At 66.5% G+C, this 19,470-nt stretch carries 11 protein-coding genes; 8 read left to right on the plus strand and 3 right to left on the minus strand.

Going from position 1 to position 19,470, the window contains the following annotated elements:
- The first annotated feature begins 451 nt into the window (after positions 1 to 451).
- The 5 genes from KF833_15205 (at position 452) to KF833_15225 (ending at position 13,042) form a co-directional block, all read left to right on the plus strand.
- A complete protein-coding gene (locus tag KF833_15205) occupies positions 452 to 4,138 on the plus strand; it encodes a M4 family metallopeptidase (GenBank protein MBX3746655.1) in 3,687 nt (1,228 codons plus the stop codon).
- A gap of 52 nt (positions 4,139 to 4,190) precedes the next feature.
- A complete protein-coding gene (locus tag KF833_15210) occupies positions 4,191 to 4,808 on the plus strand; it encodes an RNA polymerase subunit sigma (GenBank protein ID MBX3746656.1) in 618 nt (205 codons plus the stop codon).
- Positions 4,809 to 4,877: 69 nt separating this feature from the next.
- Positions 4,878 to 8,270 (plus strand): protein kinase, encoded by a 3,393-nt coding sequence (locus tag KF833_15215; protein MBX3746657.1) that lies wholly within the window; start codon positions 4,878 to 4,880, stop codon positions 8,268 to 8,270.
- 408 nt (positions 8,271 to 8,678) lie between these two features.
- Entirely contained in the window at positions 8,679 to 9,539 is an 861-nt protein-coding gene (locus KF833_15220; protein ID MBX3746658.1) for a DUF1559 domain-containing protein, read from the plus strand.
- A 635-nt stretch (positions 9,540 to 10,174) separates the two neighbouring features.
- Positions 10,175 to 13,042, plus strand: coding sequence for a hypothetical protein (locus KF833_15225; protein MBX3746659.1), 2,868 nt, complete (start codon positions 10,175 to 10,177; stop codon positions 13,040 to 13,042).
- 36 nt (positions 13,043 to 13,078) lie between these two features.
- Here KF833_15225 and KF833_15230 read toward each other — a convergent pair whose 3' ends face one another.
- Together KF833_15230 and KF833_15235 are read right to left on the minus strand one after the other, a co-directional pair.
- A complete protein-coding gene (locus KF833_15230) occupies positions 13,079 to 13,708 on the minus strand; it encodes a hypothetical protein (protein ID MBX3746660.1) in 630 nt (209 codons plus the stop codon).
- Between the two features lie 154 nt (positions 13,709 to 13,862).
- On the minus strand, positions 13,863 to 14,015 hold the full coding sequence (locus KF833_15235; protein MBX3746661.1) for a hypothetical protein: 153 nt from the start codon (positions 14,013 to 14,015) through the stop codon (positions 13,863 to 13,865).
- 286 nt (positions 14,016 to 14,301) lie between these two features.
- Here KF833_15235 and KF833_15240 point away from each other — a divergent pair, with 286 nt between their 5' ends.
- The 3 genes from KF833_15240 to KF833_15250 all read left to right on the plus strand — a co-directional run bounded on the left by KF833_15240 (position 14,302) and on the right by KF833_15250 (position 18,758).
- A complete protein-coding gene (locus KF833_15240) occupies positions 14,302 to 17,268 on the plus strand; it encodes a serine/threonine protein kinase (GenBank protein ID MBX3746662.1) in 2,967 nt (988 codons plus the stop codon).
- Positions 17,265 to 18,035: a sigma-70 family RNA polymerase sigma factor gene (locus KF833_15245; protein MBX3746663.1), complete on the plus strand. Its 771-nt coding sequence runs from the start codon at positions 17,265 to 17,267 to the stop codon at positions 18,033 to 18,035. The genes KF833_15240 and KF833_15245 overlap by 4 nt, the downstream gene beginning before the upstream one ends.
- A 180-nt stretch (positions 18,036 to 18,215) precedes the next feature.
- Positions 18,216 to 18,758 (plus strand): hypothetical protein, encoded by a 543-nt coding sequence (locus tag KF833_15250; protein ID MBX3746664.1) that lies wholly within the window; start codon positions 18,216 to 18,218, stop codon positions 18,756 to 18,758.
- 1 nt (position 18,759) lies between these two features.
- Here the strand turns inward: KF833_15250 and KF833_15255 are convergent, their stop codons facing one another.
- Entirely contained in the window at positions 18,760 to 19,284 is a 525-nt protein-coding gene (locus tag KF833_15255; protein MBX3746665.1) for a hypothetical protein, read from the minus strand.
- Between the last annotated feature and the right edge of the window lie 186 nt (positions 19,285 to 19,470).

Raw genomic sequence — 19,470 nt, forward strand, 5'->3', positions numbered from 1 at the left:
AGGCACACGCTGAAGCGTGTACACCCAACCGTCCTGGTGGGACGGGAAGCGGGGGCACAGAGTCAGCCGCCCTTCGTTGGGTGTGCACGCTTTAGCGTGTCGGGGTGGTTTGAGAGGCACACGCTGAAGCGTGTACACCCAACCGTTACAGGAGGGTCGAGCTCCGCGAGTCCTCAACCCAGCGCTCCACATCGTTGCGGCCTCGCAGAGCTCGGCCCTCCGATTCCACACATCGCGAAGCTCGCACCTCTCCCCGCAACTCCCGGATGCACCTCTCTGCAAGGTCACTCCAGGATTCGTCTTGGCGCAGGCCCCTCACGGCCTAGCATGAGGAAGCATGCCCGCGGGAACGCATCGGACTTCTTCGGAACCGGATCCAACGTCAGCTCCAATACCATCGCCCCTGCGGCCAGGTTCCGCCCCGTCGTGGTCGCGACGTCTGCTGCGTGGCGTGCTGCTCGCCGGACTGGTGTTTCTCAACGGGCCGGATCGCCTGCAACCGGCTCACGATGCCGGCCTCGACCCGGGCCGATTCCAAAGCGTCCCCGGCGGATCGCCCGCCGGCCCGAACCTGGCGTGGATGGGTGGCACCGCGTTGACGAACGGCAGCCCGCTGACGGGGCCCGGCGGCGTCCCGGCGCGGACCGCACCGGACCCGCACGCCCAGGTCCTCGCCCGACGGCTCGCGGCGGCCTTCGCTGACAGGGATCGCGCGGATTTGGATCCCGCGCCCGCATTGCCGCCGGTTCCGAATCCCGACCACCCGCGCCCGGATCTGGTGCCGCCTCCCGCCCGGTTCACCGAAGCCCAGCTCGCACGCCTCGCCGAACTCCGCTGGCGCAGCGGCAAACAGTTGGAGGTGCGCGGCAACGCGCGGAACAACACCCTCCGCCTCCTCGAAGGCCTTTCGCTGGAACCCCCCGCCGGGCGGCCGGATCCGGGCCAATCCCTGGCGGCGACCACCGCCTCGAGGTTTCTCGAACGCAACCGCGATCTGCTGTTGGTCGCCGATCCCATCGTGGAACTCGCGGCCGTGCGGGAGGTTCGGGACGACCTGGGTTACACGCAGATCCGGTACGAACAGCAGTACCAGGGCCTCAGAGTCTGGCCCGCCAGTCTTACCGTGCAGGTCGATCCCGCCGGGCACGCGCACTGGGTCGCCGGCGCCTATGTTCCGACCCCGGAACAGGTGACACTCGAGCCCGGCATCGATCCGGGTCTCGCCGCCGATCTGGCGCGCCGCAGCCTTGGCCTCGATCCGGTGGCCCCGATCGAAAGTCAGGAACTCATCCTTCACGCCCCCGCCGAAGGTCCCATCCAACTCGCCTACAAAGTTGATCTCCATGCCTCGCCCCTGGCCCACTGGCAGGTGGTGGTGGACGCCACTTCGGGCGCCATCCTCGACTCGATGAACCAGGTCTGCACCGCCGTGGTCCAGGGCAGCGGCATCGACATGGGCGGACAGGTGCGGCCCCTGAACCTCTGGTCACGGGACAACCGGTTTCACCTGGTCGATGCCACCAAGCCGATGTTCGACGCCGCCCGTTCAACCCCCCCCAGCCCGGGCACCACCTTCGGCGGCATCGTCATCCTCGATGCCAGGGGCGTGGATCCGGCCCAGAACCCCGATGCCTACGCGCCCGAGGTGGTCGCCTCCGCCAGCGCGACCGGCGGGTTCCCCGCGGCGGGCGTCAGTGCCGCCTTCAACCTCTCCATCGTGCACGACTACTTTCTCCAGCGGCACCAGCGCAATTCCATCGACGGCCAGGGCGGCACCATCATCGGCATCGTGAACGTGCCGGTGGACAACGCCTTCTGGCACCAGGGCGTCATCACCCTGGGCAGCGGCGATGCCTGGGCCGATTCGCTGGATTTCGTCGGGCACGAAATGGCGCACGGCGTGACCGAGCGCACCGCCGGGCTCATCTACCGCGATCAATCCGGCGCCATGAACGAGGCCTTCTCCGACATCCTCGGCGAATCGGCCGAGGCCTTTCACCGCGGCCAGACCGACTGGCAGCTCGGCTCGCAGATGTCCCGCCGCATTCGCAACATGCGTGACCCGCAGTCCTTCATCATCGCCGACGGACGGCGCTTCCCCGCCCGGATGAGTCAGTTCATCACCCCCAACGATCCGTTCCTCGACCGCTTTCCGGGACGCAACAACGGCGGAGTGCACTTCAACAGCAGCATCATCAACCACGCCTACTACCAGCTTGCCGAAGGACTCCCCGACGCGATCGGCATCGCCCGCGCGGAACGCATCTTCTACCGCGCCCTCACCACCAAGCTCCAGCAGCAGTCCCAGTTCATCGATTGCCGCTGGGCCTGCGTTCAATCCGCCATCGAACTCTTCGGACCCGGCTCCCCCGAGGCCATCCGCACCGGCGAGGCCTTCAACGCCGTCGAGATCTTCGACCAGTCGCCCACTCCGGGCCCCACCCCGATCCCCACCATCCAGGGACCGGACGCCCTTGTGTTCACCTATGTCGATGCCTTGAACGGCCTCACCTTTCTCGCCCGGCGCGAGGCCGCCCTGGGCGATCCCGTCAGCGGGGTCGTGTTGTCCCCCGGCGTCGCCATGGCCCCCGGAAAGCGACCCGCGCTCATGGGCGACGGCTCTGCCGTCATGGTGGTCACCGCCAACAACGACATCGCCCTCGTCAACACCCAGACCGGCCAGGGCCAAAGCCTCGGCTTCGTGGGCCAGGTCTGGTCCGTCGGCATGTCCTCCGATGGCCAGTGGGCTGCCATCATCCTGCGCGATGCCTTTGGCCAGCCACGGAACCAGATCAATGTCATCCGGCTCGGCACCTCCCACGTCGAAACCTACAACCTCCTCGCGCCCACCCTCGACGGCGGTTCCCTGGCCACGGTCCTCTACGGCGATTCCCTCGACTTCTCGATCGACGGCAACTTCCTCTACTACGATGCCCTCAACCGCCTCCGCTTCAGCGACGGCAGCGTGTTCGACAACTGGAGCATCTACGTCATCGACCGCACCACCGGCCTTGAATTCGAGGTGGTCCGCCCCATCCCGGGCCTCAACATCGGCAATCCCGCCCTCGGCCACATTCACAACCACCGCCTGGTCTTCGAAGCCCAGAACCCCGCCAACGCCACCTCCACCCTCTACGGCATGGACGTCGTCAGCGGTCGCATCGGGGCGCTGTTCACGGTCAACAGCACCCTCGGAGTCGGCTATCCCCGGCTGAACGGCGACGACTCCGTCCTCTATTTCACCGACTACTTCTTCAATGGCGCCTTCTTCAGCCATGCCATCATCGGCACCATCGGAGTCACCCCGGACGGCCTGTCCTTCAGCGGTGATGCCAGCCCGACCCTCACCGGCAACGCGGCCGGCCCCCTGATCGGTGCCGTGTATCGACGCGGCACCTTCGCCGGCCTCCCCGAAGTCCGCGTGGCCGCCACCATTCCCGTCACCGCCCCGGGCAGCAGCACCCTGGGACGGTTCACCCTCACCCGCACGGGCAGCGCGGACCGGTCCCTGCCGGTGTCGTTCCTCCTCACCGGCACCGCGCGCAACGGGGTCGATTACTTCGGCGTGCCGCTGACCGCCACCTTCCCCGCCGGGGCCGCCACCACCACCGTGAGCATCCTGGCCTTCGCCAACACCGGGCGCGTCGGCGACGCCACCGCGATCCTCACCCTCTCCCCCGCCTCCCACTACCTCGTCGGCAGTCCCGATGCCGCCACCGTCACCCTCCAGGGCGGGGACACCCCCGGCAACGCCTTCGAACAATGGGCCCGCGAGCAGGGCGTCACCGGGGAACACAACGACGACGATCGCGACGGCTATTCGAACCTCATGGAGTTCGCGCTCGGCACCGACCCCCGCATCCCCGATCCGCCAAACCTCATTCGCGGCACCCTGCTGACCGTCGGCGCCGACCGGCACCTCGCCCTCAGCGTCGAACGCCGCGCCCGCAATCCCGCCATCCAGTACGGGGTCGAGGTCGCCGACGATCTCGCGGGTCCCTGGATGTCCGGGCCCCCGCACACCCTCGGCATCGAGGACTCGCCGACCCGCCTCACCGTGCGCGACACCACCGCCCTCGCAGCGCGCCCCAAACGCTTCATGCGCCTGAAAGTGTCGCTGCTTGACCCGCCGCCGTAATCGACGCGATTGGAGGCTTGCGGAGGAGATCTCGGGCAATACGGTGCCTTCCATGTCGAACGTGGACGGGCGGTCGTCGGACGTTTCTGGCGATGCCCCGGAGACCCATGTCGTGACCCGGCTGATCGAGGCGATGGGACGGGGCGACGAGGAGGCCGGGGAGCGATTGATCGGGCTGGTGTACGAGGAGTTGAAGCGGATGGCGGCGTCGAAAATGGCGCGGGAGGACGCGGACCACACGTTGCAGCCGACGGCGCTGGTGCATGAGGCCTGGCTGCGGATTTCGGGTGCCGGTGGCGTGGAGTTCGAGAGCCGGGTTCACTTCTTCTCGGTGGCGGCGGAGGCGATGCGACGGATCCTGATCGAATCGGCCCGGCGCAAACTGGCCGCGAAGCGCGGGAGCCGGGCCGGGCGGGAGATCCTGCGCGAGGACCATTGGGTGACGGCGGCGCCCGCCGAGGAGGTGCTCGCGGTGCATGAGGCGCTGGGCCTGCTGGCGATCGAGGATCGGGCCCTCGCCGAATTGGTGAGCCTTCGGTATTTCGCCGGGATGACCATGGACGAGGCGGCCGAGACGCTGGGCCTGACGGTGCGAACGGCGGAGCGGATGTGGACCTACGGGAGGGCGTGGCTGAGAAAGGCGATCGGGGATCGGTTGCCACGGGGTTGAGGGCGGATGGAAGGCGCCCTGGCGGAATCCACCACGGTTTCACGCCTGCTCCAGAGTGAACGGTTTCGAATGAAGGACGATGCCACGAATCCCGGCGCACGGGAACGCGAGGTGTTCCTGGTGGCACTGGAATGCGCCTCGTTGGAGGAACGGCAGGCGTACCTGGACCGGGCGTGCGGGGTGGATGGGCGGTTGCGGGCGGCGGTGGAGGAATTGATTCGGGGGCATGGGGATGAGGCGTTCATGCGATCGCCTGCCATCGGGCAACCGGGAACCCCGGCCAGGGAGTCCGGGAACCGTCCGCCGGTATGGGATCGACCCGGCGACCGGATCGGTCCGTACCGACTGGACCGGGTGGTGGGGGAGGGGGGCTGCGGGACGGTGTACGAGGCGCATCAGGAGGAACCCATCCGCCGCCGGGTAGCCTTGAAGATCCTCCGTCCGGGCATGGACACGCGGTCCGTGATCGCCCGTTTCGAGGCGGAGCGACAGGCCCTGGCATGGATGGATCATCCGCACATTGCGCGGGTCCTGGACGCGGGGGCGTCGGCGGGCGGGCGACCCTACTTCGTGATGGAGTTCGTCGAGGGACTCCGGATCACCGGGCATTGCGAGCGGGCGGGCCTGACGTTGCCGGAACGCCTGGGATTGTTCCTCGGCGTCTGTCAGGCGATCCAGCATGCCCATCAGAAGGGCGTCATCCATCGGGACCTGAAACCCTCGAATGTGCTGGTGGCGACGAGCGAGGGCGTGGCGGTCCCCAAGGTCATCGACTTCGGAATCGCCAAGGCCCTGGACGCGGGCCGATCCGGATCGCCGCAGGCCACCTCGATCGCGACAATCCTGGGAACGCCGGCGTACATGAGTCCGGAACAGGCGGGTTTTGGGGGAGGCGACGCAGACACCCGGACGGACGTGTACGGACTGGGCGCGCTTCTCTACGAGATGCTCACCGGCCGGCCTCCCTTCGATCCGAAACGCCTGGCAGGGCTGGATGTGGTCGAGCTGAAGCGCGTGGTGCAGGAGGAAGTGCCGCCCCGGCCGTCCCAATGCCGGGAGGGGTTGTCCGGTCTCCGAGGGGAGCTGGATTGGGTCGTGATGAAGTGTCTCGAGAAGGATCGGTCCCGGCGCTACGCCACCGTGAACGAACTCGAGCTGGAGGTGCGGCGTTACCTGGCGGGGGAACCGGTCCTGGCGAGGCCTCCCAGCGCCGGGTACCGGGCCAGGAAGTTCGTCGCACGCCATCGGGTGGGCATGCTGGCGGCGACGTTGCTGGCCCTCTCGGTGCTGGCGGGCTCGGGGGTGGCCATCTGGCAGGGGCTCGAACAGCGGCGGTTGGCGGAGGCGGCCGATGCAGCGCGACGTGATCAGGAACGGCTGCGCGAGCGTGCTGAGGCGATGGCTGGCGCGGCGCGGTATCAGGCGTATGTGGCGGACATGAATCTCGCGTCCATGGCCGTCAAGGACCGCAATTTCGGCCGGGCCCGCCAGATCCTCGACGCGCATGTGCCGGCGCACCCGGAGTTGGACTTGAGGGGCTGGGAGTGGTGGCACCTCCGTCAGGCGTGCGAGAGCGAGGTGTGGTACACCCTCGGCCAATGGCCGGACGCCGTGGTGGTTCTCGAGCCTTCCCCGGACGGCGGTTGGCTGGCCGTCGGGGGGCTGGAAGGCGGGGTGGGGGTATGGGAGATGGAGGAACGACGCGAACGGGGGCGCTGGAGCACCGGCGATCTGCCGGCGGTGCTGGCGGTGTCACCGGCCAGCGGTGCCCTGGCCTTCAGGGTGCAGGACCACGATGGGGCTTGGGTTCGGGTGTGGGATGTGGATGCATGGGCGTTGGTCTTCGAACGCCGCCTGAACGCGACTGTCTCGCTCCTGGCCTACGATCGCTCCGGAGAGTCACTGCTGGCCGTGACGACCGCCGGCGACTGGGTGAAATGGGCGGCTGCCGATGGGTCCGAATGGGAACGCGGCACGTTGCCCATGGCGGCGGATGCGGAACATCTGGCGGTGACGACGGACCTGCGTCGGGTCGCGGTGCTGAGTGCGGAGGGTGTTGTGCGCATGGTGGAGTTGTCCACCGGTCGGGAGGAGTGGGCGCAGCCGCCTCAATTCGTTCGGTACGTCGGGGTGGCGTTTTCACCGGACGGTCATTTCCTGGTCTGCTGGGGGTCTTCGGGGGGTACGGTGCACTTCCGCCTGGTGGAAACCGGCCGGTCCTCGGGAGGTGGCATGCCTCTCACCGCCCGGGTCAACGCCATCCGATTCGCACCGGACGGCCAGCGGATGGCATCGGCCGGCATAGACCAGAGGGTCGCCATCTCAGGCCTCAACATCTATCGGGCGCCAGAGCCGCCGCCCCTCCTTCGTGGGCGGTCCGGTTCGGCGGCGCCACGACCGCCCAGGCAGGAATGGTTAAGCCTGCCTCCAGCCTTCGCGCACCGGCCCCAGATCTTGCTCCGAGGCCACGAGAGCGATGTTCTGGCCCTCGCCTGGCTGCCGGATCAGCGGACGCTGCTGAGCGCGGGACGGGACGGGCGGATCCTTGCCTGGGACACCCATAACGTGGGCAGGGATCCAGCGGCTCCACAGATCATTCCCGATGCCGCCCGGGCCTGGGGATGGGCCGCGGACTCCGAGGGGAGCGGGTCGGTGCTGACCGTGGATGAAGAGGGAGCCGTCCGGCATTGGTCCCCGGCGCAGGAGACGCCGGGAGAACCTTTGTTCAACCTGGGATCGAAGGATGGCGCCGTCCTGATTGCGGCGCAGGGCGACGTGTTGGCGGAGGTGGGTCCGGACGGCGAAGTGGCGGTTTGGGAGGTCACGAACACCACCCGCCGATGGGAGGTCCGGCCGGGCCGCCAGCCCATCGAACTCCTGGCGCTTCACCCGGACCTGGGACGCCTGGTGGTCCGCGACGGCGAAGGTCGGTTCCACGCCTGGGACTATCGCCATGGCCGGGAAGTGCACGGGTGGGAAGGACCCGATCCCTCGCAGAATGCCCCGGCCGGATTCTCACTCGACGGACGCTGGGGCGTCTTTGTGGCGGCGGACGGGACGGCCACCGCGGTCGAGATCGGAACAGGAGCGAAATCGACATTCGCATTGGGAGTCCGCAGGGCGCACCGCGTGGTCCTGGATCCCCATGGACGGTGGATCCTGGTCCTGGACCGGGCGGGTGCAGCCAGTGTCTGGGATCGAATCACAGGTTCCCGGGTCGCGACGCTGGAGGGGTTCCAGGAACCGATCCGTACGGCCGCCTTTTCGCCGGACGGCAGCCGGCTGGTCGCAGCCGGCGAGAGCCTGGGGGACCTCAGAATCTACGAGACGGCAGGGTTTCGGGAGGTCCTGAGAATCGAGGGCGGCCCGACCCCCGTGGATTCGGTCTCGTTTTCCCCGGACGGCCATGGATTGGCCGTGGGGAGTCCTCTGCGGAACGTCACCATTTGGCGCACGAGGTAAGGTGGCCGGGATCCGGGTGACCTCACGCCTTCTCCGGATGGAAGCGGGCCACATGAGTCATCACCACAATCGTTGTCCGTGAACTGCAGAATCCTATGTGAATCCCCTTGACGGTACGGTCCGCCGCAAGATAGACGTGCGGACAATAAGTCAGCAGAAAGACACGTGAGGCGACGCCATGCTTTGCGGAGAATCATCCCAATCGATGTCTTCAAGGCTCCAGGGACACCCAGATCCACGACGATTCCAAACGCCTGGTTCTCATCCGGCCCGGGAGAAGTGCCAGTGAATCTGATGGGCTGGGCGCAGTGGGGCATGTCGTGGTCAGGTTCGGGAGCTGTCGCCTCCTTTGCGAGCATCTCGTAACGACTTGACGAAAGGGAGGCAATAGGCGCCAGTAGTACTCTCATGAGCCATGGATCTGCCAAAGTTCGCCATCGGATCCGATGGGGCAGGCACCCCGGGCCAGTCATTTCCCATAATCGTGGAAGGAGTTCATGCCAGGCGTTTACGCTGATTGAATTGCTGGTAGTGATCGCCATCGTTGCGATTCTGGCGTCACTGCTGCTGCCGGCACTCTCGCGGGCGAAAGGGGCGGCACACTCGGCGGGTTGCAAGAGCAATTTGAGGCAGATCGGCCTGGCGACGGCGATGTATGTCGGAGATTACGGTCGCTATCCGATATGGGGGGAATTCCTGGCTGCGGACACCGATGGTCGGAGACGGGGGGAATTCTGGCCCGTGAAGCTGGAGCCGTACCTGTCTGCGACGTGGAGGGATCCGGTATATCGATGTCCGGGGGTGCGCGGCATGACGAACAGGGGACTGACAGAGTTCATGGACTCGAGAGACGCCCCCATCGGAAGCTACGACATGAACACACACGGAGTAGGGCTTCTGAGTGCACTGGGGGTGCTGCAGATTGATGGGCTCGGACCACTTACACAATTCCCAACGCGAGGGATTGCCGAGTCGGATATTACTGCGCCTAGTCGCCTGATCGCCTACGGGGATGCTGTGCTTGGAGATTGGTCCTTGTCGTTCGGTCTTGTCACCCCAGCCGTCCACCGTCTTGTTCTAACAGAGGGTCTGGGGAGGGGTGCCGGCGCACACCATGAGCACCGCAGGAGACATCATGGGCACTGGAACATGGGGTTTGCGGACGGGCATGTGGTGAGTTTCAAGGAGCGGGAGTTGTACGACATGGGAAACGACAGGATGCGACGGATGTGGAATCGGGACCACCAGCCTCATTGGGATGCGCGATAGCCAGTCGAGTCTGGCCGTGAAGGAGCAGCCTCTGTTGATTCCTGCCTTGAGCCGTTCGGGACAGAGGCCGGTGTGAAGGAGGGATCCGTTGAATCCCACGGAGTCAGGCGGGGAGATGTTTGGGTTGACTGGTTGAAGCGTCCATCGCGCGGGGACGGGGCCACCGGCACACCTTCGGCGTGCCTTGCGGGGTGGGGACGTCGTTCCCAGGGCGACGCCCGCTGGCGCGGGCTTGCCCTGGGCTGGATTACCCGCACGCCATTGGCGTGCCCTGGCTTCACCAACCTGGGGCCTTGTGGAACTCCGCCCTCCGAGTGCGCCCCACCGCTGCACTCCGGAGGGACGAGATCCGTGAGACCTCGTCGCATCGCTCCACACTCGTTCGGCCTCGTCGAACTTGGCTTTCCGAGATCTATGAGAACGTAGGGTTTCGCGAGGTCTTGAGGATCGAGGGGGCCCGAGCCCCGTGAATTCCGTGCAGTTTTCCCCGGACGGCCATGGGTTGGCCGTGGGGAGTCCCCTGGGGGCGGTGATGATTTGGCGCGCGAGGTAAGGTGGCGGAGATCCGGTTGCTCTCACGCCTGTAAGCGGTAGAACGGAAAACCATGAGTCATCATCAAGTAACGAGGAGAGGTGTGCCCGGTGGGCTTGTGCGCTGCGTGGCGTGGTGCGGAGCCGTGTGGGGATTCCAGGCGTTGGTCTGGGCGGCGACGGGGCCGGGATCGTTCGACCCTTCATTTCGGCCGGAGATCGCCCTGGGCCCCGGCGAGGCGGTGCGGGCCGTGGTCCGCGACTCGGACGGAGGCTGGTGGTTGGCCAAGGGCAACGGCGTGGTGCGGTTGCAGTCGGAGGGTCGGTTGGATCCGGCATTCGTCCCAGGCCCGGGTGCGGACGACGAAGTGCGGGCCCTGGCGTTGGCGGGGGATGGGCGGCTTTACGTCGGGGGTGCCTTTGCGGAATTCGGAGGCCGGCAATCCCCGGCCTTGGTGCGCCTTGAGCCTTCGGGGGCCACGGACCCAACCTTCCCCGCACCCGATGTTCAGGGGTACCGTCGGTCGGTCGAAGGCTTGCTCGTGCAACCGGACGGACACGTGGTGGTGACCGGGAACTTCGACCGATGGAACGGTCAGCGAGCGCCCTCGATCACGCGACTGGATGCGGACGGAGTGGTGGATGTGGACTTCACGGAGAACCTGCGGCCGATCTTCGGGGGAGCGACCGTCACCACCATCACGACCACGAACGTCAACGGAACGCTGCAAGCCGTGACCAACGTGACGGTGAGCTACGAGACCTTGTCGCGCTACGGGACGATGGCCGCCACGGCGAGGCGTCCAGACGGACGCATTCTCGTCAGCGGCGTCGTGTTCGCCGAACTCGAGGCGGATGGACATCCGAACGGGGAGTCCTCAGAAGGTGCGTTTGCAGCATGGGTGGCCTTGCCGAATGGGGAGGTCCTGGTGGCAAGCACGACGGTCATGAGCGGCGGAGGGAGAGAAGTCCAAGTGCGCCGAATGCGATCCGGAGGAGACTGGCCGACGCTCTGGGAGGTGACACTCGCCTGCGATGACCGGGTGACCGCGGTGGCCGTGCAAGAGGACGGCGCGATTCTCCTGGGCGGTTCGTTCACGCATCTGAACGGCCACCGGCACGAGGGGCTGGCGCGGTTGAAGGCGGACGGGACGATCGACGCCGGGTTCGTGGCCCGGCTGGGGATCGACGGCGGCTCCTCGTGGGAACAACCCGCTCGATGGGACGACCGGGTCTGGGTGGCCGGGATCCAGGTCGAGCCGGACGGTGCCATCATGGTGCACGGGCGGTTCCACCATGCCGACGGGCAGCCGGTTCCGGGCTTCGTCCGCCTGCATGGAGGCGATCGCGATCCGGAGCCTCCCGCGTTTGGGCGAGGGGCGACGGACCTTGCGGCATTGGAAGGCCAACGGACCCGAATCGGCTTCGAACTCGCCAGCGCGACGGACGTTCGGGCGGGATGGTACCGGGATGGTCAAAGGCTCGAGGGGCAGAACTCGCCGGTGCTCGATTTCGGGTCCATTCGACTGGGCCATTCCGGCACATACCAGCTTCGAGCCACCAACGACGCCGGGGTGGCGGAGAGTCCGTTGGTCCGGGTCGCGGTGGATCTGGGTCCCACGCACCCGGGCTCGCCGGACGCCACCTTCCATACCGCGCTGGTGGGGTTGAGCGAATCGACTCCGAGCGCGCGGGTGTGGCTGGCGGGCATCGCGCCCGCGGGGGAGACGTTCCATGTCTTCGGCGGGTTCGAGTCGTACGATGGCCATCCGACGCGGCACGTGGCTCGAGTCCATGCCGATGGGCAGGTGGACCCGGGGTTCGTCATGCTCCGCGACGATCCGAGGGCGGCGTCCATCGTTTATGTAACGAAGTGGGTGCCGCTCAGCGACGGGCGGCATGTTGCCGAGGTGGAGTATCCGTTTTCCATGGTGCCCGAGTTTGGGCGGCGGACCGAACTGATCGCGGTGCGGGAGGATGGGTCGGTGGACCCAGGGTTTGTGCCGGCGATGCGACCCTACACGGCCACGTCCCGGTACGGGGCTTTGGCGGCGACGGCAGCCGGCGGGCTGCTTGCCGCCGGGTCCCTCGTGGAGTCGTCCGGCCCGCCGGACCGGTTGAACCTGGTCCGGCTCCGTGCGGACGGTTCTCTCGATCCGGAGTTTCGAGCCCAGGTCCATCCAACGAAATCGGTGCACGACATCGTCGTGCTGGGCGACGGGCGGATTGTCGTGTGGTGGGTTGGAGGCACCTCGGACCCGGGGGTCGAAGTGGTGCGGCTTATGCCGGATGGAACGGAGGATGCCTCTTTTCGAACCGTCGCAACCGAAGGCTGGACCGGGGTGAACTCGGTGGTCCTGGACGCGGCGGGGCGTCTTGTCGTGGTTCCACGCCGGGTTCGGGGGGCGGCGGTGCCCCCGCTGGTGAGGATATTGCCGGATGGATCGGTGGATCCGCTCTTCCAACTTGCCTTGGGTCATCCATGGCCTTCGACCCTCCAGGTCCACACCATGGCCCTCCAGTCGGACGGGCGCATGGTGCTGTTTGTGGGTTCCGACGAACCCGTGACCGAAGAATTCCAGAACCTGGTCCGAATCGAATCGGACGGCGCATGGGACGGGAGCTTCCAACTGTCGGAGCCCGGGCCATTGTTGACACTCAGCTCCATTCTGGTGGCGCCGCTCGTGTTACCGAATGACCGCGGTTTGGTGATGGCCAGTTCCGACAGGGTCCTGATCGCCCTTAACACGCATGATGAGCGCCGCCTGGAATCGCCGGCTTGGCGGGGGGACCGCTTCGAGGCGACGCTTCGAACCCGACCCGGCCGGAGGTACTTCGTCGAAGCGGCCTCCGATCCGGTGGGAGCGGATTGGATTGAAATCGGTGACGTGGAGGGCGATGGCACGGCGCAAGGGTTCTCGCACGTCTCCGGTGACCGCCGATTCTATCGGGTACGCATCACCGACCGCTGATCATGGCCGTGCGGGTCCGGTCGTGCCTCCTTCCATTCAGGGTTCGATCCGGAGCGAGTCGAACCATTGTTTGGCCTGGAGGAGGGCGAGGGCGGCGCAGAAGGAGTGGTTGGCCAGGGGAAAGGGGTCCACGGCGGTGACCTGGGTGGCGCCGGCAGCCTGGAAGTGGGCGAGGGCGACCTGGGTGTTGAGCGGGAGAACATCGCGGTCGCCCGCACAATGGTACAGGCGTGTCGGGACCGCGGGCACCCAACCGGTGTGCAGGTCATTGTCGCGCAGGGCGAGGCGGATCGGATGGTCCGGGTCGGCCCGGAGCGCCGCGACGACGTCCGGACGAAGGGCATCGACCACGGCGGTGGCTTGCGAGCCGGCATGGTGGTAGGGATGCCGCCCCGGGGAATCACCCAGGCCGAGGTAATCCGGCATGACGACCAGGTATCGTGCCGCGGCGAGGATCAAGCCGAGGTCGGCCTCGTCGTTCAGGCGGGACGGTACGTCGGCGCGGCGGGTGACAGTCCCGTGCTGATAGCTGACGAGCGGAACGGCCCCCTCGCCGACCTCGGGTGTGACCACCAGGGCCGATGCCTGGGTCGGAAAACCGAAAGGATCCACGGTGGCGTACACCAACCGCCATGCCGTCACCGGAACCGGGGTGATGCCGGGCACACCATACGAGGCGATCAGGGCGGCGAGTTCCGTCGCGGTGTAGTCCCTGAGGCGGGTGACCGACAGGGTGTCGCCGCGCTCGGGTGCGGGGGGATCGACCCGGAGCCGAAAGTAGGCGCTCGGCCCGGCCGGACGTGGACCGCTCCACGAGGTTTCAATCGAAGGCCTGGCGAGGCTTGAGGATCTTCACGTGCCCGTCGCCGAAAAGAAGATTCCAGAGGCCACGATGGCGCCTGGGATACAACTGCCCCGCGACGTCCGGATTGAGCCTGACCAGCGCATCCATCTGGATGCCCGCGGAGAGCATCTTCTCAATCCCGAAGGGATTCCAGGCCGGAAGAATGGCCTATCGCAAGGCCATAGGCATGGTCACCGAAGGCAGTTGGATCCGGGCCGTGCCTCCCCAAACCGCCGGTGGGCCTTCTGGATAGGGGTAGGGGTGGCGCCGAAGCGCCACCCCTACCCCTATCCAAACCGAACATGGGATTCACCCGGATCACGATCGCCCGTAATGTCCGCCCCCGGATTCCTCAGGAAGCGGGTGTATGGAGACGCGTGCGACATCCGGAACATGCCCCAGGTGCGGTGCGACGGTGCCCCATAATGCCGCCGAGGGACTGTGCCCCGCCTGCCTGCTGGCCGCGGCGTCCCTCCCCACGGAGGCGGGCCCGACAACCCGACGGCGCCAGACCTCGGTGCCGGACATGGAACAGGTGTCGGCCGCCTTTCCCCAGTGGGAGATGGTCGAGTGCATCGGTGCGGGCGGCATGGGCGCGGTGTTCAAGGCCCGCCAACCGAAGCTCGACCGCTGGGTGGCTCTCAAGCTGCTCCCCGAGGCGCTGGCCGAGGACCCGGAGTTCACCGAACGCTTCGAGCGCGAGGCCCGCACCCTCGCCCGCCTCGGACATCCCGGAATCGTCACGGTTCACGACTTCGGCAAGGCCGGCGGGTTCCATTACCTCGTGATGGAATACGTGGACGGCGTGAACCTGCGCCAGGCCATGCGGACTGGCCGCTTCACCCCCGCTCAGGCGCTTGGGATGGTCCCCCGGATCTGCGAGGCCCTCCAGTACGCTCACGACGCCGGGGTGACGCACCGCGACATCAAGCCGGAGAACATCCTCCTCGACGCCCGCGGCCGGGTGAAGATCGCCGACTTCGGCATTGCCAAACTGCTGGGGGAACCGGATGTCGAGGGCACCCTCACCGCCACCGGCTCCGCCCTCGGCACCCCGCAGTACATGGCCCCGGAACAGATCGAGCACCCCTCGGAGGTCGATCACCGGGCGGACATCTATTCGCTCGGGGTGGTCTTCTACGAACTGCTGACCGGCGAACTGCCGCTGGGCCGCTTTGCCCCGCCCTCCGAAAAGGTCGATCTGGACGCCCGCGTCGATGCCATCGTCCTCCGGGCCCTGGCCAAGGAACGCGAACTACGTCAGCAGACGGCGGGGGAGATGCAAACCGAGGTGGAACGAGTGACAACGGCCCGGCGGCAATCCGTCGGCGGCGATGCCTCGCACCTCGCGGCACCGCCGCCTGCGGGCCGGCCCTGGAACCTGCCCCTCCCTTGGAAATGGGCGCTGCTGATCGTCTGGGGCCTGCTGCTTGGGATCGAGAGTTTCCAGCAGGCCGCCGCCTGGCGCTGGAGTTGGCAGCTCGTCGTGCCCGGCTTGTGGAATCCGGCCAACTGGACCTCGAACGGATTTCCGATTGGGTCATGGATCGTCTACGCCGCGGCGCTCGCGGGCGTGGCGACCTTGGGGTGGTGGGCCATTTGGTCCAAGCGGGCGGTTTGGCTGGGCGCGTTTCCGAAACGGTTGCCGGACGCAGGTGCCGGGAAAGCGAACCGCGAGATCGACGCATGGTTGAGGCGAGCGATGATGGCAACCGTTGCCTTCGTGGTCGCGTCCCTGGTGTGGTTGTTACTGATCGAATCCATCTACGTGCCTTCAAGCCCGGTCTGGGTGCATGGCGGCTCGTGGCATTCGATCGGCCGTCTCCTGCTCACGACGGTCTCCTTGTGGGGAATCCTCCTTCCGCTGGCGTTCCTCGTGTGGCGCGAGAACAGGCGCCTCAATGTCCAGGCCGCGAAGCCGATCCCACTCCGGGCCCATCGCGTGGCGGTCGGAATGCTCGTCTTCGCGGCGCTTGGCGCCCTCCCATTGCTGACCACGCATTCCGACGGGGCGCGTCTCGTCGTGATGGGCAACTCGTCCTGGGCGGCGCTCATCGCTGTGGCTCTGTGGACTCGAAGCCGCCTCTGGCGGGCGATGGCACTCCCTTTGAACGCATCGGCGCTCGCCTACTCCATCGTAAACCTCGTGTTCTTGGCCAGGAGGACCTTGGACGGGGGTATGGGGTTGTCGGCCTTCCCGGACTCCTGGCCCCCGCCCTTCGTGGCGACCCACCCCGGTGCCCTCCTCGTACTGTCCGCCGCCGCGATCTTGGGACCCCTGGCAGGCTGCCTCACCTTGCTGTCTCCCGGCGTCCGTCCGGCGTTCGGGTTGCCGCCCCGTGGACATCCCGCGGCCGATTCGAACCCTGCCCCGACAGGCCCTTCACCTTTGGCTAAGAGCCCGGCGCGCGAATCCCAGCCGACACCTCCACCCCATACAACCACCGGCCCCTCCGGCATTCCTGAGTCGATGAAACCGCTCGTCTTGATGGGGCTCCTCGCACTGCTGGTGTTGCTGGCGCCGGGTACCCTGCGGATCACGCTCGTGGGCATGGGTGGACTGATCCCTGTCTTGCTGGGAGGCGGGATCATGAGCCCGATTGCCGCCGGAGTGCTCGTCGTGTCGATCGGGCTTCCCCTCGCGGCGTGGTCCTATCGGGAACGCCTGTTGGAGCCGTTCGACCTCCAGATCCGCCGTGGGGCCGATGGCGGCGAAGCCCCGATGGCGGCGGTGGATCGCTGGCTGCGCGGGGCGATGCTCGGCGTGATGGCGAGTCTGGTAATCTGGATGGCCACGTATGTGCCTTTGGGGCTGGGGCTGGCGGTTCACCTGGACAACGCCCGCTCACCCGGGTCGCGGTTGTCCTTGGCCTGGTGGACGGCCGTCCTGATGAGCGTCGGCTTGAGCGTCCTGCTCGCCTGGAAGCGAGGCTATCGGCGAGCCGCCGGACCGGGGCCGCGGTGGATGCGGCGCTTCGGCATCGAACTCGCTGTCGCGGGGCTGGTCTGCATCGTGGCGGAGAAGGGTCTGCTCCACGAAAGCCCCTACGCCCAGGTCTCCTCCAACACCGCCGTTTTCCTGTTTCTTCCCGCCACCGCCCTCCTGACCCGCAGCCCGTACTGGCGCGCGGTGGCGTTGCCGGTGGGGTTGGTGCTGGTCTCGATGCACCTGATCTTCCTCGGGTGGATCGGCCTCCAGGACGATGCGGCAAGGCTCCTCCCCACCACGCTGCAAAGCGCCCTCGCCTGGATCGCTATCCTCCTTCAACTGGCGGGCACGGTGGCCCTGGTGCTCCCCAGTGCCCAAGCGGCCTTCGGAATTCCGCGGCCGTCCCGCGCCCCCCGATCCCCGCATCTCCCGCATCCGGCGGGAGCGGCGTGAATCCTTTGGGCATCACCCCCGGCGCTGGTGGGACATTCGCCACCACGCGCTGGACGCAGGTGCTCCGCGCACGGGGAAAATCCGACGAGGCACGCGTGGCCCTCGGCGAACTCTGCCAGGCCTATTGGGAACCCGTCTTCCAGTTCATCCGCCGGACCGGGCAATCGGAGGATGCCGCGCGCGACCTGACCCAGGAGTTCTTCGCCCGTCTCCTGGCCCGACAGGGACTCGACACGGTCCAACCGGGTTGGGGCCGTTTCCGATCGTTCCTGCTCGGGGCCGTGAAGCACTTCCTCTCCGACATGCGTGACCGGGCCCAGGCCGCCCGGCGCGGCGGAGGTTGGACCCGCGTCCCCATGGGCGATGGCACGTTGGACCCAGCCACACCGGCCTCCCCTGACCGCGGCGCCGGCGGGGTAGTCGAACCGCCTCCGGACGCCATGTTCGACCGTGCCTGGGCCACAAGCCTCGTGAACCGCGCCGTCGAGGGCCTCGCGATTGAAATGGCTCGCGGGGGACGCGCCGAGGTCTTCGCAGTCCTCAAGCCCTGGCTGCTCGGCGAGGTGGACGACCGGACCCAGGGGGAGGCGGCCACCCGCCTCGGCTGGACCGAGAACGCGGTACGCGTGGCCGTCCATCGCCTGCGCCGGCGCTTCCGCGAACGCGTGCAGTCCGAAATCGCCGACACCATCGAGGATCCCGGTCGGGTTCGGGAGGAAATGCGCTACCTCCTCGAGGCCTTGCTGGAACCGGGATCCCAAGTCTGAATGGTGCGGTCTTGCGCCGTTCCCGAAGCCCCGGGGTCAGATCTCTGATTTTGACATTCGGCTCCCTCTCAGGCGCCACGACTTGATTTGTCAAATTCACAGATCTGACCCCCGGGGGTTGATCTGCTCGTTGGCCGGCCTGCGGAGCCTGAACTTCGATGAGATCACCGTGAGGAAAACATGAGCACCATCGCCCCCGGACGCCTCTTCAACGTCACCGACGCCGCCAGCTTTGTCGCGCTGTCCCAACAGAATTGGGTAATCGCCAGCGAGGAACTGTTCTCCAGAGTCCCCACCTATCAGAATGGCAGCCCCAACACCCTGAACGGCCCGCCGACCTCCGGCGCGTGGAATGTGGGCGACTTCTGGCGGGACCAGAACGGCGCGGAGTTCATCTGCACCGTCGCAGGAACCCCGGGCACCTGGCGGCAGACAGCGCCGGCCAGCGTCACCGCAGATCCGGTTAGCGGGACGTTCCCTCCCGGATACCTGATCCTGAACGTCGCGGATGGCGGCCTGAAGCGTCATGCGGGAGGACTGTCGTGGAATGCACAGGTCGGCGCTTTCGAATCCTCGAAGATCGGCTTCCACTGCACGACGCCCACCGCCCAACGGGCCAGCGCCGATCAGGTCGCGGCTTCAGACCTCGGCAGCGTCATCATCCTCGCAATCGAACTGCGGACAGCCCTGGTCGAGAAGGGGCTCATCAAAGGCGCTCCATAAGCTACTTCACAGGACTGCCGAGTATCGCGTCAATGTCCGCTATTTTTTCCTTGTCTAAGTACAACGCGCCTTCCTTTGGAAAGCGCTTATGCGCGACGCCTTGGAGTTCCTTGAACGCCGAACTGTTTACCGCGATGGCGTGATCCACGGCGTCATAAACCGCATTCGTCACGGATATCAACATTATCATGGTCCGAGCGCCACCTGAGATTCTGCAGACACCCTTCGCTAGATCTGGTGCATCTACCAAACTGCACTCACGGTAAATGACTTGCAATAAGTCATTGAGATTCTGGATGTGGTCTAGAACGGCGTGATACGACTGTTGAGCTATTGCGCTGTTGGGTATTGCATTCGCGTCTTCAGTCGTCAGCAAGAAGGCCAGATCCTCGCAGTTGAGTTGCAGCGTGCTTCGCGTGGCCGGAGTCACGGGTATCCGGGTCGCGCGATCGCTTTGATCGCGAACGGGGTTGAGAATATTGATCCGAAATGCACACAGGAAATTCAAGTGCATGATGACGGCCAACTGAGCCCTCATCATTGCCCCATGATGTTGTCTCGAGGTCTTTCGATTCTCGAGATACTTCTGTAACCAATAGCTAACGAGGCGCTGCCTCAGACCGACGAGGCATGTGGGTTGTTCTGACGTCAGGGGGCCTCGTCGGCCTGAGGCAGCGCCTCGTTAGGAGATAACCTTCGGTTCGCTGGAGCC

This window comes from Verrucomicrobiia bacterium (genome assembly GCA_019634625.1).
In the GTDB taxonomy this organism is placed as follows: Bacteria; Verrucomicrobiota; Verrucomicrobiia; order Limisphaerales; family CAIMTB01; genus CAIMTB01.

What these genes read in the sequence shown, in the direction of transcription:
- KF833_15210 (MBX3746656.1), top strand. Translation starts at nt 4,191, where the DNA reads ATGTCGAACGTGGACGGGCGGTCGTCGGACGTTTCTGGCGATGCCCCG.
- KF833_15215 (MBX3746657.1), top strand. Translation starts at nt 4,878, where the DNA reads ATGAAGGACGATGCCACGAATCCCGGCGCACGGGAACGCGAGGTGTTC.
- KF833_15220 (MBX3746658.1), top strand. Translation starts at nt 8,679, where the DNA reads ATGAGCCATGGATCTGCCAAAGTTCGCCATCGGATCCGATGGGGCAGG.
- KF833_15235 (MBX3746661.1), bottom strand. Translation starts at nt 14,015, where the DNA reads ATGCTCTCCGCGGGCATCCAGATGGATGCGCTGGTCAGGCTCAATCCG.
- KF833_15250 (MBX3746664.1), top strand. Translation starts at nt 18,216, where the DNA reads ATGAGCACCATCGCCCCCGGACGCCTCTTCAACGTCACCGACGCCGCC.